The organism is Pontitalea aquivivens, assembly GCF_046507575.1.
GTDB lineage: Bacteria > Pseudomonadota > Alphaproteobacteria > Rhodobacterales > Rhodobacteraceae > Pontitalea > Pontitalea aquivivens.
The window spans coordinates 381,339-395,933 of sequence record NZ_JBKFEY010000001.1; the positions used below are offsets into that span (position 1 = coordinate 381,339).

13 protein-coding genes are annotated in these 14,595 nt (G+C 66.0%); 10 read left to right on the forward strand and 3 right to left on the reverse strand.

Going from position 1 to position 14,595, the window contains the following annotated elements; translation table 11 throughout:
- The first annotated feature begins 5 nt into the window (after positions 1-5).
- The 4 genes from ACK8OU_RS01850 (at position 6) to ACK8OU_RS01865 (ending at position 4,062) form a co-directional block, all read left to right on the forward strand.
- Positions 6-410, forward strand: a complete 405-nt coding sequence (locus ACK8OU_RS01850; protein WP_410301632.1) for a DUF6497 family protein — start codon at positions 6-8, stop codon at positions 408-410.
- Positions 411-939: 529 nt separating this feature from the next.
- Complete coding sequence (locus tag ACK8OU_RS01855; RefSeq protein ID WP_410301633.1) at positions 940-1,338, forward strand: hypothetical protein; 399 nt, start codon at positions 940-942, stop codon at positions 1,336-1,338.
- Positions 1,339-1,675: 337 nt separating this feature from the next.
- A complete protein-coding gene (locus tag ACK8OU_RS01860) occupies positions 1,676-1,900 on the forward strand; it encodes a hypothetical protein (protein WP_410301635.1) in 225 nt (74 codons plus the stop codon).
- A 158-nt stretch (positions 1,901-2,058) separates the two neighbouring features.
- Positions 2,059-4,062, forward strand: coding sequence for an acetyl-CoA carboxylase biotin carboxylase subunit (locus ACK8OU_RS01865; protein ID WP_410301636.1), 2,004 nt, complete (start codon positions 2,059-2,061; stop codon positions 4,060-4,062).
- Positions 4,063-4,198: 136 nt separating this feature from the next.
- On the opposite strand, the gene ACK8OU_RS01870 is transcribed toward ACK8OU_RS01865, so the two are convergent.
- On the reverse strand, positions 4,199-4,753 hold the full coding sequence (locus tag ACK8OU_RS01870; RefSeq protein ID WP_410301637.1) for a DUF4174 domain-containing protein: 555 nt from the start codon (positions 4,751-4,753) through the stop codon (positions 4,199-4,201).
- Between the two features lie 178 nt (positions 4,754-4,931).
- Here ACK8OU_RS01870 and ACK8OU_RS01875 point away from each other — a divergent pair, with 178 nt between their 5' ends.
- The 6 genes from ACK8OU_RS01875 to ACK8OU_RS01900 all read left to right on the forward strand — a co-directional run bounded on the left by ACK8OU_RS01875 (position 4,932) and on the right by ACK8OU_RS01900 (position 10,795).
- On the forward strand, positions 4,932-5,852 hold the full coding sequence (locus tag ACK8OU_RS01875; RefSeq protein WP_410301638.1) for a hypothetical protein: 921 nt from the start codon (positions 4,932-4,934) through the stop codon (positions 5,850-5,852).
- Complete coding sequence (scpA, locus tag ACK8OU_RS01880) at positions 5,824-7,956, forward strand: methylmalonyl-CoA mutase (RefSeq protein WP_410301639.1); 2,133 nt, start codon at positions 5,824-5,826, stop codon at positions 7,954-7,956. Before ACK8OU_RS01875 ends, scpA begins: the two co-directional genes overlap by 29 nt.
- Before the next feature lie 158 nt (positions 7,957-8,114).
- Positions 8,115-8,603, forward strand: a complete 489-nt coding sequence (locus tag ACK8OU_RS01885; protein WP_410302002.1) for a GNAT family N-acetyltransferase — start codon at positions 8,115-8,117, stop codon at positions 8,601-8,603.
- A gap of 18 nt (positions 8,604-8,621) precedes the next feature.
- Positions 8,622-9,329, forward strand: coding sequence for a TerB family tellurite resistance protein (locus ACK8OU_RS01890; protein ID WP_410301641.1), 708 nt, complete (start codon positions 8,622-8,624; stop codon positions 9,327-9,329).
- A gap of 12 nt (positions 9,330-9,341) precedes the next feature.
- Positions 9,342-10,355: an endonuclease/exonuclease/phosphatase family protein gene (locus ACK8OU_RS01895; protein ID WP_410301643.1), complete on the forward strand. Its 1,014-nt coding sequence runs from the start codon at positions 9,342-9,344 to the stop codon at positions 10,353-10,355.
- 56 nt (positions 10,356-10,411) lie between these two features.
- Positions 10,412-10,795 carry an AAA+ family ATPase gene (locus tag ACK8OU_RS01900; RefSeq protein WP_410301645.1) on the forward strand — a complete coding sequence of 128 codons (384 nt, stop codon included), beginning with the start codon at positions 10,412-10,414 and terminating at the stop codon, positions 10,793-10,795.
- Positions 10,796-10,799: 4 nt separating this feature from the next.
- On the opposite strand, the gene ACK8OU_RS01905 is transcribed toward ACK8OU_RS01900, so the two are convergent.
- Together ACK8OU_RS01905 and ACK8OU_RS01910 are read right to left on the reverse strand one after the other, a co-directional pair.
- Positions 10,800-12,353, reverse strand: a complete 1,554-nt coding sequence (locus ACK8OU_RS01905; RefSeq protein WP_410301647.1) for a Ppx/GppA family phosphatase — start codon at positions 12,351-12,353, stop codon at positions 10,800-10,802.
- Positions 12,354-12,404: 51 nt separating this feature from the next.
- The gene (locus ACK8OU_RS01910; protein ID WP_410301649.1) at positions 12,405-14,570 is read right to left on the reverse strand and encodes an RNA degradosome polyphosphate kinase; all 2,166 of its coding nucleotides are present in this window, start codon (positions 14,568-14,570) and stop codon (positions 12,405-12,407) included.
- Positions 14,571-14,595 lie beyond the last annotated feature (25 nt).

The window sequence follows — 14,595 nt, forward strand, 5'->3', positions numbered from 1 at the left end:
GGGCGATGCGCGGCGGGCAGGTTCGATTGGCGGTTCTGGTCGCGCTGGGCCTGCCGGTCACGGCCCGCGCCGCCGATCAGATCGTCCTGCCCTCGGGGCAGGCGGTCGCCTGGGTCGAAACGGTGCAGGATGCGGCGGGACCGATGGGCCTGACCCTGCGGTTCCGGTTTCTGGCGCCGCAGATCGGTGCGGCAGGCAACATCAGTGCAGAGGAGGCGCTGGAAGACATGGCTTACCTGTGCGACAGCTTTGTCCTGCCGCGGCTGCCCGATCCGGGGCCGCAGCCTGCCGAGGTGGTGATCTCGCTGTCCGACCGGGCGGTGGACTTCGGCGCCACCGACCCAGAGGCCGTGCAGTATTTCGAGGCCTTCCGTATCGCCGATGGCGCCTGTGAGCCGGAGTATCTGTGATGGTCCCGCGCGCGATTTTCCGGGGCATGGCGGGGCAGGGTGATGCGCCTTTGCCACAGCTTTGCCATCGTGATGGTGCCCCCTGTAAGGCGCCTGCGTTGCGGGATAAATTGCGGTTGGAACGGATGATGCCGTTTCGTTTTGCAGACATGCGGCGGGATTCGGGCCCTCAGGGTTCCGACCTTTCTCGCCGGGACAGGAGATTGAAATGTCGAAGAAAGCCCTGCTCGCGATCGCCATGGTCGCTTTTGTTGCCGCTTGCGCCCCGAAAGCCGAAGCGCCCGCGGAAGTCAGCGTCGAGCCGACCTACACCGGCAAGCTCTGATACCGGCGCGGGGCGGGATCGCTTTTCCGCCCCGATCCACCCTTCCTTCGCCCGGTCCCTGCCCGCCGCAACCTGCGGGGCGCGCCTTTGGTCCGGGTTCATGCGTCGGGGCTGGATGGGTCACGCTGCGGGCGTGCCCTTGCGGCCCGAACGCCCCCGGCCCGCCCGATGCCCGGCCCCGGCCCTCAGGACACGAGGCCCGTCATGCTGAAGCACCGTGGGTTCCCCGGGCGCCTGCCCGGAACCGATTTCCAATTCGTCATCCGCCGCGCCAACAAGGCCGGCGCCACCAGGATCATCCGCCGCGAACGTTACAAGGACCGCGCGCCCGCCGACCGGCGTGCCGATGCGGGCTTCATGGCCGCGCTGTGGGCGCATTTCGGCGAAGAGCCGTTTGAACGCGGCAACCTGGATGCCGGCCGCCTGTCGTGGCTGTTCGGCCGCGAGGTCGTGCCCGCCGAAGAACCGTTCGACCCCTGTTCCTATGACGCGATTCTGAAGATCGACGTCAAGCGCGCCCAGGCCGCCTTTCCCGAAGTCTTTGCCGAACCCGAGGCCTTCGATTGGGACGATGCCGATGAGGATGAGGACGACTGGGCATGATCTGGCCGATGCATCCGCAGAATTGGCAGCTTGTTGCCGAGCCCGCCGCGCGGGCCAAGGAAAGCTTTGCCACATCGGTCCTGCGGGCGCATCCTGTGGGCGTGGCGTATCCGGGCCGCGCCCGGGGGCGCCGCATCTGTCTAGTCCGTACCCCTTCCCTTCCCCTGCGGCCCGGTCCCTTGCGGGTCGGGTCGCTTTTTCGGGGTCGCGGGGCAGGGCGGTCGCTTCGGCAGGACTTTGCCGAAGGGCGGACCGGATCACGTCTTCTTGGCTTTCCCCCGGTCGTAATTACGCTAGACTCGGCACAGACAAAAACCCTGTGCGGAGGCAGTTCCATATGCGCAAATCCCCCTTCATCCTTGCCCTTCTGGCGGCTGGCACCCTTGCGGGCTGCATGCAGACCGATGGCGAACGCGCCCTGGTCGGCGCCGCGGCCGGCGCGCTTATCGCGGATGCGACCGATGAAAACATGGTCGCCGGTGCCGCGCTTGGCGCGCTTGCGGGCAGCTATTGCGACGATCTCAACGTGCCCGGCTGCACGCCGCGCCCCAGATACTACTGACATCCGGCTGGCCGCCCCCATCGGGGCGGGCCTGACTGATCGCGCCATCGGGGCCCCGTGCCCCGGTGGCGTTTTCGTTTTCACCGAAACGGTCATCGACACGACTGCCAACACGAAGGGCGGGCGGGGCAATCCCCGCCCGATGGGAAGGGACTGACATGTTCAAGAAAATCCTGATCGCCAACCGGGGCGAGATCGCCTGCCGCGTCATCAAGACGGCACGCAAGATGGGCATCCAGACGGTTGCCGTCTATTCCGATGCCGATGCCCATGCGCTGCATGTGCAGATGGCCGATGAGGCGGTGCATATCGGCCCCGCGCCGGCCAACCAGTCCTATATCGTGATCGACAAGATCATGGACGCGATTCGCCAGACCGGGGCCGAGGCGGTTCACCCGGGTTATGGATTCCTGTCGGAAAACATGAACTTCGCCGCAGCCCTGGAAAAAGAGGGCGTTGTCTTCATCGGCCCGCCGTCCCCCGCGATCGAGGCGATGGGCGACAAGATCACCTCGAAGAAGCTGGCGCAGGAGGCGGGGGTCAGCACCGTTCCGGGCTATATGGGCCTGATCGCGGATGCGGATGAGGCGGTGAAGATTTCCGATCAGATCGGCTATCCGGTGATGATCAAGGCCAGCGCGGGCGGCGGCGGCAAGGGCATGCGCATCGCCTGGAACGCGACCGAGGCGCGCGAAGGTTTTGAATCCAGCAAGAACGAGGCCGCCAACAGCTTTGGCGACGACCGCATCTTCATCGAGAAATTCGTGACGCAACCGCGCCACATCGAAATTCAGGTGCTGGCCGACAAGCACGGCAACACCGTCTATCTGCATGAACGCGAATGTTCGATCCAGCGCCGCAACCAGAAGGTCATCGAAGAGGCGCCCAGCCCCTTCCTGGACGAGGCGACCCGCCGCGCGATGGGCGAACAGGCTTGCGCGCTGGCCCGCGCGGTGGGCTATACCAGCGCCGGGACGGTGGAATTCATCGTCGACGGGCAAAAGAATTTCTACTTCCTGGAAATGAACACCCGTCTGCAGGTGGAACACCCTGTCACCGAACTGATCACCGGCATCGACCTGGTGGAACAGATGATCCGCGTGGCCGCGGGCGAAAAGTTGCCCTTTGCGCAGGCCGATCTGAAGATCAACGGCTGGGCGATGGAAAGCCGGCTGTATGCCGAGGATCCCTATCGCAATTTCCTGCCCTCGATCGGGCGGCTGACGCGCTATCGCCCGCCGGCCGAAGGCCCCACCAAGGGCGGCGGCATCGTGCGCAACGATACCGGCGTCTATGAAGGCGGCGAGATCAGCATGTATTACGACCCGATGATCGCCAAGCTGTGCACCTGGGCGCCGACCCGCGCCGAGGCGATCGAGGAAATGCGGCTGGCGCTGGACACATTCGAGGTGGAAGGCATCGGCCACAACCTGCCCTTTGTCGCCGCCGTGATGGAACATCCGCGCTTCATCACCGGCAACATCACCACCGCCTTCATCGCCGAGGAATATCCCGAAGGTTTCCAGGGCAACGTGCTGGACGAAGAATTGCTGCGCCGCATCGCCGCCGCCACCGCCGCGATGAACCGCGTGGCGGAAATCCGGCGGACCCGCATCTCGGGGCGGCTGGGCAACCACGAACGCCACGTCGGCGAAGATTGGGTGGTCGCGCTGCAGGGCCATGAATATGCCGTCAGGATCGAGGCGGACCGCGACGGATCGACGATCCATTTCGCGGGCGGCGGCAAGCACCGCGTCACCTCGGACTGGGTGCCCGGCCAGCCGCTGGCGGCGCTGGAAATCGACGGCGAACGGCTGGTGCTCAAGGTCGGCAAGATCCCGATGGGCTTCCGCGTGCGCTGCCGGGGCGCGGATCTGAGGGTGCATGTGCGCACCCCGCGTCAGGCGGAACTGGCGCGGCTGATGCCCGAAAAGCTGCCGCCGGACACGTCGAAATTCCTGCTGTGCCCGATGCCGGGGCTGGTCGTGAAGATCAGCGTCGAAGAGGGGCAAGAGGTGCAGGAAGGCCAGGCGCTGGCCACGGTCGAGGCGATGAAGATGGAAAACATCCTGCGCGCGGAACGCAAGGGCATCGTCAAAAAGATCAACGCGGCCGCGGGCGCCAGCCTGAAGGTCGATGACGTGATCATGGAATTCGAATGATCATGCTTGCGCCGCAGGACCGCTGCCCGGGCCGGATGGCCCGCGCCGCGCCAGCGGCGCAAACGTTCCGGCATGTCGCGCCAGCGGCGCAAACGTTCGGATCTGCCGCGCCAGCGGTGCAGGGCTGCCGCCGGGGTCAGCCCCCGATGGCGGACCCGGTGCCGGTTTCGGGGCCGGCAATGGCGTCCGGCGCCAGGCCCAGTGACTGGTTGCGGATTTCATCGCGCCGGATCGGCATCTTGTCGATCGCGCGCATGATCTCGCGCCCGTCCCAGGGCAGGGGCTTGCGCAGCGCGACCGAGCCGTCCTTTTCCACGATGACCAGCGCAAAGCCGCGTGGACGCAGCGCCCGGCGCACCGGGCTGATCGGCACGGGCGCGGTGTCGGTGATCACCACCACATCGCGTGCCGCCAGTTCGGGCCAGCGCGCGGCCAGAAGCCGCATCTGTTCGATGAAGGCGGGGTCTTCGGGCGTATTGGCAAAGACGACGATGGGGCGTTTTTTCCAGACAAATTCGTTTAAATCGGTGTCTTGGGCGGCAATGGGCGCGAAAACCATCGGGTCCGGCGCCGCCACGGCAGCTTCGGGCGCGGGGGCCGGGGGCGGCACAGGGGTACCCTGCGCACTGGCGGCAAGGGCCGAAAATCCTGCCAGAACAAAGGCAAGCACCAGCATCGGGGTTTGCACCATCGGATCCTCCTTTGTTGTTCATATAGGGATGCGGGGCGCGCGGGGCAAAGCCGGAAGTCCGGCATTTTCAGAAAATCCGGCCATTAAGCCCTTGGCCAGGGATTGTCGCGCAGACTGGCGCCAGATCGGGGCGGCGCTGTCTGCGTGCCCCGGCGCGGCAGTGGCGACGGAGACAGGAATGGCTGGGCCGGTTGAAGTGATCTTGCATGTGGGCGCGCATCGTACCGGTACCACATCGCTGCAAAGCTGGCTTTTGCAGAATGCCGACACGCTGGAAGCCGCGGGCATTGCGGTCTGGGGCCCGGACCGGACCCGTGGCGGGCTGTTCGCGGGGCTGATGAAGCGGCCCGATGCGGTGACCCTGGCCGATGACCTGCTGGCGCGGCGATCGGCCACGCGCATCCGCGATGAACTGGACCGCCTGGCCGGGGCAGGCATGCGCCAGCTGATCGTGTCCGAGGAAAACATGATCGGCACGATGCCGATCTGTCTGGAACATGCGACGATCTACCCCGATGCGCGCGCGCGGCTGGACCGGATCGCGGCGGCCTTCGATGGCGCGGTGACCGGGGTGGGGCTGGCGCTGCGCAGCTATGATGACTGGTGGGCCTCGGTTCTGGCCACCGCGACCGGGTCTGGCGGCGGCGTGACGCAGCCGGATGTTCTGCACCGCCTGGCCAGGCATCCGCGCGGCTGGCAGCGCATCATCGCCACCCTGGCCGAGGCCTTTCCCGATGCGCGCCGCATCGTCTGGCCCTTTGAGGCGTTGGTGGGCCGCCATGGTGCGCAGCTGCGCCTGCTGACCGGGGGCGCAGCCCTGCCCGCCGCGGGCCTTTATGATGAGCGGCGGGCCCGCAATGCCCGCCTGCGGGCGCTGCCGGGGGGCAGCGCGGCGGATGCGGGCGCGCGGGTGCCCTTTGCCCCCGCCCAGCGGGCCGCGCTGCGCGCCCGCTATGAACAGGATCTGGCCTGGCTGCGCGCTGGCGCGGCGGGCGTGATATATACCGAAACGGTTGCCGAAAGCCCGGGGACACAGGTGGGCACGGCGGCAGAGGAAGAAGGACCACCCCATGACGAACAGAAAAGAGGACTGGGCTAAGCTTGCGCAGAAGGAACTGCGCGACAGGCCGCTGGACGACCTGACCTGGCAGACGCTGGAAGGCATCGCCGTCAAGCCGCTGTACACGCAGGATGACGTGGCGGGCCTGCCGCATATGGGCAGCCTGCCGGGGACCGCGCCGTTCACCCGTGGCGTGCGCGCCACGATGTATGCCGGCCGGCCCTGGACGATCCGGCAATATGCCGGTTTTTCGACCGCCGGTGAATCGAACGCCTTTTACCGCAAGGCGCTGGCCGCAGGCCAGCAGGGCGTGTCGGTCGCCTTCGACCTGGCCACCCACCGTGGCTATGACAGCGACCATCCGCGCGTGGTGGGCGATGTCGGCAAGGCGGGCGTGGCCATCGACAGCGTCGAGGACATGAAGATCCTGTTCGACGGCATCCCGCTGGAAAAGGTCTCGGTCTCGATGACGATGAACGGCGCGGTGATCCCGATCCTGGCCAATTTCATCGTGACGGGCGAAGAACAGGGGGTCGATCGCAGCCTTCTGTCGGGCACGATCCAGAACGACATCCTGAAAGAATTCATGGTGCGCAACACCTATATCTATCCGCCCGAACCCTCGATGCGGATCATCGCGGACATCATCGAATACACCAGCAATGAGATGCCCAGGTTCAACAGCATCTCGATTTCCGGCTATCACATGCAGGAAGCGGGCGCGAACCTGGTCCAGGAACTGGCCTTCACGCTGGCCGACGGGCGCGAATATGTGCGCGCCGCGATCGCGCGGGGAATGGATGTCGATGCCTTCGCGGGCCGGCTGTCGTTCTTCTTCGCCATCGGCATGAATTTCTTCATGGAGGCCGCCAAGCTGCGCGCCGCGCGTCTGCTGTGGCACCGCATCATGTCCGGGTTCGAGCCGAAGAAACCCGGCAGCCTGATGCTGCGCACGCATTGCCAGACCTCGGGCGTGTCATTGCAGGAACAGGACCCCTACAACAACGTCGTGCGCACGGCCTATGAGGCGCTGGCGGCGGCGCTGGGGGGTACGCAGTCGCTGCACACCAACGCGCTGGATGAGGCGATCGCGCTGCCCACCGAATTCAGCGCCCGGATCGCGCGCAACACCCAGTTGATCTTGCAGGAAGAAACCGGCGTCACCAAGGTCGTCGACCCGCTGGCGGGGTCCTATTACGTTGAAAGCCTGACGCACGAGCTGGCCGAAAAGGCCTGGGCGCTGATCGAAGAGGTCGAGGCGATGGGCGGCATGACCAAGGCCGTGGCCAGCGGCATGCCCAAGCTGCGCATCGAGGAATCGGCGGCGCGGCGCCAGGCGATGATCGATCGTGGCGAAGAGGTGATCGTGGGGGTGAACAAGTATCGCCTGGCCAAGGAAGACCCGATCGACATTCTCGACATCGACAACGTCAAGGTCCGTGAGGCGCAGATCACCCGGCTGAACGCGATGCGCGGGACCCGGGATGAGGCCGCCTGCCAGGCCGCGCTGGCCGAGATCACCCGCCGCGCCGCCGGGGGCGGCAACCTTCTGGAAGCGGCCGTGGTGGCCGCGCGGGCGCGGGCAAGCGTGGGGGAAATCAGCATGGCGATGGAAAAGGTGTTCGGCCGTCACCGGGCCGAGGTCAAGACGCTGGCCGGGGTCTATGGCGCGGCCTATGAGGGGGATCAGGGCTTTGCCCAGATCCAGAAGGATGTCGAGGTCTTTGCCGAGGAAGAAGGCCGCCGGCCGCGGATGCTGGTGGTCAAGATGGGGCAGGACGGCCATGATCGCGGCGCCAAGGTGATCGCGACCGCCTTTGCCGACATCGGCTTTGACGTCGATGTGGGGCCGCTGTTCCAGACGCCCGAAGAGGCCGCGCAGGATGCGGTGGACAATGACGTGCATGTGGTTGGCATTTCATCCCAGGCGGCGGGGCACAAGACGCTGGCGCCGAAGCTGATCGAGGCGCTGAAGGAAAAGGGCGCGGGCGATATCCTGGTGATCTGCGGCGGCGTCATCCCGCAGCAGGACTATGACTTCCTGAAGGCGGCCGGGGTGAAGGCGATCTTTGGGCCGGGGACCAATATCCCGGCTGCGGCGCGCGAAATCCTTGACCTGATCCGCGCCGCGCGCGGGGCCTGAGGTCGGCAGCCGGGGGCGCTGCCCCCGGACCCCCGGGATATTTTTGCAAAACCGAAGGGGGCAGGGGGGGGCCTGCCCCTTTGCTTTGATCTTGCGTGCGGATTGCGGCTTGCGCAAGCTGGTGCGGGCAGCAGCAGCAGGGGGTGGGCGTGGGACGTGTGACGATCCGACCGGCATGTGCGGATGACATCGGGCCGATCGTGGCGTTCTGGAACCCGGTGATCCGAGAGACGACGATCACCTTTTCATCCGAGGAAAAGACGGTGCCGGGGGTGGCGGCGCTGTTTGCCCGGCGCCGGGCCGAGGGGCGTGCGGTTCTGGTGGCAGCACAGGAAGGGGCGGTGCTGGGGGTGGCGCTTTACGGTCAGTTTCGTGCTGGTAATGGTTATGCCCATGCGATGGAACATACGATCATTCTGGCGCCGGCGGCGCGCGGGCGCGGGATCGGGCGGGCGCTGATGGCTGCGCTGGAGGATCATGCCCGCCAGGGCGGGGCGCATGTGATGGTGGCCGGCGTATCGGTCGAAAACCGGGCGGGGATCGCCTTTCATGCCGCACTTGGCTATGTCGAAACCGGGCGGATGACGCAGGTTGGGCGGAAATTTGCGCGCTGGCTTGATCTTGTGTTGATGCAAAAGGTGCTTTGACCCGTTAAGGTTGCGGGCATGGACAAGCCGCTTTCCCTTTGGACCCGCGTATCGCAGGCCCTGGCCGCCCTGAGCCGGGGCGAGGGGCTTTCAGCCGTGTTCGATCATCTGCGCGGCGCGCCCGAACGCAGCCCCGAACGCAGCGTTGCCTTTACCATCGCGGTGATCGCGCTGGGGGCCAAGATGGCCAAGGCCGATGGCCGGGTGACCCGCAATGAGGTCGCGGCCTTCCGCGAGGTGTTCCAGATCCCGCCCGGCGAAGAGGCCAATGCCGCGCGCGTCTTCAACCTGGCGCGCACCGATGTGGCCGGGTTCGACGCCTATGCCCGCAAGATTGCCGCGATGTTCGGCACCGGCACGCCGGCGCTGATGGACCTTCTGGAGGGGTTGTTCTTCATCGCCGTGGCGGATGGGGATTATCACGATGCCGAGGATGCATTCCTGCGTGAAGTGGCGCGGATCTTCGGGCTGGAGGAATGCTGTTTCCTGTCGCTGCGCGCTTCTTTCGTGCCCGATGCCGCGCCCGATCCCTGGACGGTGCTGGAGGTCGCGCCGGGCGCCCCGCTGGATGAGGCGCGTGCCGCCTGGCGTCGGTTGGTGCGTGAGGCCCATCCCGACCGCGCCATCGCCCGGGGCCTGCCCGAAGAGGCGGTGAAGCTGGCCGAGGCACGGGTGATCGCGCTGAACCGTGCCTGGGAAGAGGTCAGTCGGAACAAGGCAGCCTGAGGGAGGCCCGCAATGCGCATCGCCACCTATAATATCGAGTGGTTTTCCAACCTGTTCGACCGCAATGGCGAGATGCTGGATGATGATGCGCCCTCGTCGCGCTATCAGGTGACACGCGCCCAGCAGCTGGGGGCGCTTGGGATCGTGTTCACCGCGCTGGATGCCGATGCGGTGATGGTGATCGAGGCGCCCGACAACAACCGCCGCCGCCAGACCGTGACCATGCTGGAGACCTTTGCGCAGAAATTCGGTCTGCGCCAGCGCCGCGCGCTTCTGGGGTTTTCCAACGACACCCAGCAGGAAATCGCGCTGATGTATGATCCGGATGTGCTGATCGCCGGCCATGATCCGCGCGGCGGCGGCGAGGACAGCCCGCGCTTTGATCAAAGCTATCGGATCGATCTGGATATCGATGCCAAGCCGGATACCGTGGTGTTTTCCAAGCCGCCGCTGGAGGTGGTGCTGGAAACCGCGGGCGGGCGGCAGCTGCGGCTGATCGGGGTGCATGTGAAATCCAAGGCCCCCCATGGCGCCACCACGCCCGAAGCCGCGATTCGCATCGCCATCGACAACCGCCGCACGCAGCTGGCGCAATGCATCTGGCTGCGCGCGCGGGTCGAAGAGCATCTGGCCGCCCATGAAAGCCTGATCGTTCTGGGCGATTTCAACGATGGTCCGGGCCTTGACGAATATGAAAAGCTGTTCGGCCGGTCCGGGGTCGAGATCGTTCTGGGTGAGGATGCGCCACCTGAATTGCGCCTGCGCGATCCGCATGCGCGCATCCACATGGTCCATGGCGGTGCCGCCGCCCCCGCCTCGGCCCGGTTCTATCTGGCCGAAGAGGGACAGTATTTCTCGGCGATGCTGGATTTCGTGATGCTTTCGCCCGATCTGTGCGCGGCAAATCCCCGCTGGCGGATCTGGCATCCGTTCGATGACCCGGCCTGCTATGCCACGCCCGAACTGCGCGAGGCCCTGTTGCAGGCGTCGGATCATTTTCCGGTCAGCGTGGATATCGCGCTGTGATGCGCCGGATCATCGGCCCCCCTGAACAACCGTGGCGGAAAGGTTATATTGGCACCATGAAACATCTTGCGATGATCCTTGCCGCGGCGTTGGCCGTGGCGCCCGCCGGGGCGCAAGCCCCCGATCCCGATTCCGCGCCCGATCCCGCGCCCGAAAGCGAGGTTGAGGAAGGCTTCAGCCTGCTGGAAGAGGGGGCAAAGCTGATGCTGCGCGGTCTGATGGGCGAAATCGGCCCCGCGCTGGAAGACATGCAGCGCAGCCTGGAAGATGCGGGTGCGGAACTTGGGCCGCTTCTGGCCGAAATGGTGCGCCTGATCGACGATCTGCAGCATTATCAGGCGCCGGAACGCCTGCCCAATGGCGATATCATCATCCGCCGCAAGCCGGATGCGCCGGCGCCGCCCGCTGACGGGGCCGGCAGCCCCGAGATCGAGATCTGAAGGCCTACGCCCCGGGTGCGCCCGGGCGGATCACGGCGGCCTCGGCCTTCATCGCATTGGCCAGCGATTGCAACCGCGCCTCGGCCACCTCACCGAACAGGCCCGCGCCCTGTTTTGTCAGCTGCAGTTCCAGCACCCGCCGCCTGGCATGGAATTTCAGCGCGCCCGCATCCTGGGGCGAGCTGATGGCGAACATCGCGCCAAAGCGCATCGCCTTGCCCAGAACCTCGGCCTGTTGCTGCTGATCGGGGGGCAGCAGGGTGAAGACCCGTTCCATCCGCGACCCCGCGCGCGAATTCTTGTAGCGGTGCAGCAGCGCAAGCCCCAGGAACACCCGTTCGGCATGCGACAGCGCGGCCATGTTGGCACGGGTCACATTGTCGAAACAGGCCTCGGCCCGGTAATCGGGATGGGTGCGCCAGGTTGTGTCATGCAGCAGGCAGGCGGCCTTGATCAGCCGGACCCGGTCGGGCGGGGCATCCTTGAACAGCGGCTGGATGAAGGCAAACAGCTTCTTTCCGAACCCGGGCATCCGCGCCATCGTGCGTTCGGCATGGCGGCAGGCCTCGATCAGCGGATCGCGCCGGCGCAGCTTTTCGGGCATCTGTTCATACAGCAGCCCCTCGCGGATGCCATAGGACGACACGTCGATTTCCTTCGGGGCGAATTCCTGAACCAGGGCGCGCAGCACCAGGCTGGCCAGCGGCACCAGGTCCATCCGCGCGGCCGAGGTGCCGGTGCGCGCGCGCAGGGCCGCCATGTCGTTCTTTTCGATCCAATCCACCGTGCGGGCGATGCTGTCGGGATCCATCCGGTATTCGTGCAGCACCAGCAACGGATAATCGCGCCGTTCCATGTCCAGCCGGGCGATCGCCCGCCAGGACCCGCCGACCAGATAGATCCGGTCGTGATCGCGGCCCATCCGGTCGGCCAGATCGGCCATGACCGCGCCGATATGGGCGATGACGTCCTTGCGCCCGCCCTTGATCTGCTGCAGCCGGAACGGCCCCAGCTGCGATGTGATCCGCCGCCCCACGCGCCCGCCGCGCACCTCGGCCAGTTCCATCGAGTTGCCGCCGATGTCGCAGACCAGCCCCTCGGCCTCGGGCCAGCCCAGCAGCACGCCCTGGGCCGACAGGCGCGCCTCTTCGGGGCCGTCGATCACATGCAGCCGCAGTCCGGTTTCGCGTTCCGCCAGCTTGCGAAATTCGGGGCCGTCGGCGGCATCGCGCACCGCGGCGGTGGCGACGCAGGCCAGGTCGATGCCCATGCCGCGCGCCAGCAGTGAAAAGCGTTTCAGCGCCGCCAGCGCGCGTTCGCGCCCGCGCGGGTTCAGCCGGCCGGTTTCGGCCAGCCCCTGGCCCAGCCCCGCCATGACCTTTTCGTTGTAGAAATAGGCCGGGCTGCGCGCCGCGCCGTCAAACACCACCATCCGAACCGAGTTCGATCCCACATCGACCACGCCCACGCGTTCCAGCGCGCGGGCGGATGGGTCGTCGAACAGCGGTTTGCCGAAGGGGTCGAAGTCGTCGCCTTCGGTATCGGTCCATCCGTCCATCGTTCCACCCCGGTTGCGAGTCGCCGCTGCGGCGCGGCGCGAACCTAACCGTTAGTCCATGCTGTGGGCAAGCTTGGGAACATCCTTCGCCCCCGCCGATCCCCGCCCCGACAACGAGGGATTTTCCATGAAGAAGCGGTGACAGCTGAACAGATCCTCACGATCCTCGGGCAGGGGGCGGACGAACTTGCCATCGGGCTGCAGGATCCAGCTTTGCGCCTCATCGGCCATGTTGGCGGCCATGATCTGGCTGACGATCTGCGCCTTTACGGTGTCGTTCTGCGCCTCGATCAGGGTTTCGACCCGGCGGTTCAGGTTGCGGCCCATCCAGTCGGCCGAGGAAAAGAACACCCGCGCCTTTTTCGACGGCAGGCCGTGGCCATTGCCGAAACAGACGATGCGGGAATGTTCCAGAAACCGTCCGACGATCGACTTGACGCGGATGTTTTCCGACAGCCCCTTGATGCCCGGCCGCACGCCGCAGATCCCGCGCACCACAAGGCTGATCTTCACCCCCGCGTTGGATGCGGCATAAAGCGCGTCGATCACCTCGGGTTCGATCAGGCTGTTCATCTTGGCCCAGATCGCGGCCGGCTGGCCCTTGCGGGCGAATTCGGCCTCGCGCGCGATCAGGTCCAGCAGGCGGGGTTTCAGCGTGATCGGGCTGATTGCCAGATTTTCCAGCCCCTCGGGCTGCACATAGCCGGACAGGTAATTGAACACCTTGGTCGCATCGCGCCCCAGCGCCGGATCGCAGGTGAAAAAGCTCAGATCGGTATAGATGCGCGCGGTGATCGGGTGATAGTTGCCCGTGCCGTAATGGGTATAGGTGACCAGTTGGTCGCCTTCGCGCCGCACCACGGTGGAAATCTTGGCATGCGTCTTCAGATGCATGAAGCCATAGACCACATGCGCGCCCGCCCGTTCCAGCCGGCGCGACTGGCGGATATTGGCGGCCTCATCAAAACGCGCCTTCAGTTCCACCAGCGCGGTGACGGATTTGCCCGCCTCGGCCGCCTCGCACAGGGCATCGACGATCGGGCTGTCCTTCGAGGTGCGATACAGCGTCTGCTTGATCGCCAGCACATTGGGGTCCGCCGCCGCCTGGTTCAGGAAGCGGATCACCATGTCGAAGGTTTCATAGGGATGGTGCAGCAGCATGTCCTTTTGCCGGATGGCGGCGAACATGTTGCCGTCATGATCCTGCACGCGTTCGGGCACGCGCGGGGCGAAGGCCGGCCACAGCAGATCGGGGCGTGAGGACAGCACCAGATCCTTCAGATCGGCCATGCCCAGAAGGCCGCGCACCTCGACCACCTCATCGGGGCTGACGTGCAATTCCTCCATGATCAGCGACCGCAGCGTTTCGGGCGCGCCTGCCGTGATTTTCAGCCGGATCACCTGGCCGCGGCGGCGCCGCTTCAGCGCGGTTTCGAATTCGCGCACCAGATCCTCGGCCTCGTCCTCGACCTCCAGGTCGCTGTCGCGCAGCACGCGGAAGGCGCAGTGGCCGGTGTCGCTGTAGCCCGGGAAGAGCGAGCCCAGATGCAGCAGCAGCAGTTCTTCCAGCGGCAGGAACCGCGCTTCGCCCGGCAGGCGGATGAAGCGGTCGATCTGCTGCGGGATCGGCAACAGCGCCTGCAAGCGGCGCTTGTCGGTACGCCGTTCCAGTTCCAGCGCCAGGCAAAAGCCGGTGTTGGGGATGAAGGGGAAGGGGTGCGCCGGGTCGATCGCCAGCGGCGACAGCACCGGGAACACCTTGTTCAGGAAGTGATCGGCCAGAAAGGCCTCATCGCGGCGGGTCAGCTTGGCGCGGGTCAGCAGATGGATGCCTGCCCCCTCCATCTCGCGGTGCAGGCGGTTCCAGGTGGTCTGCTGCTTTTCCAGCAGGCGGCGCGCGTCGGAATTGATCAGCACCAGCTGTTCGGATGGCGTCAGCCCGTCGTCCGAGGTGTTGGTATTGCCTTCGCGCACCAGTTCGCGCAGGCCGGCCACGCGGACGGTATAAAATTCATCCAGGTTGGTGGCCGAAATCGACAGAAAGCGCAGCCGTTCCAGCAGCGGCACGCGGGGGTTCGTCGCCTCTTCCAGAACGCGCCAGTTGAAGGCCAGCCAGCTCAGCTCGCGGTTGAAGAACCGGCCCGGCCCGGCGATCACCTCGGGCGGCATCTCGACGGGGTCGGGGAAGGGGGTCTTGAGGAAATCTGCCTGTGTCATGATGCGCTTATGCTGTCGATCTGTA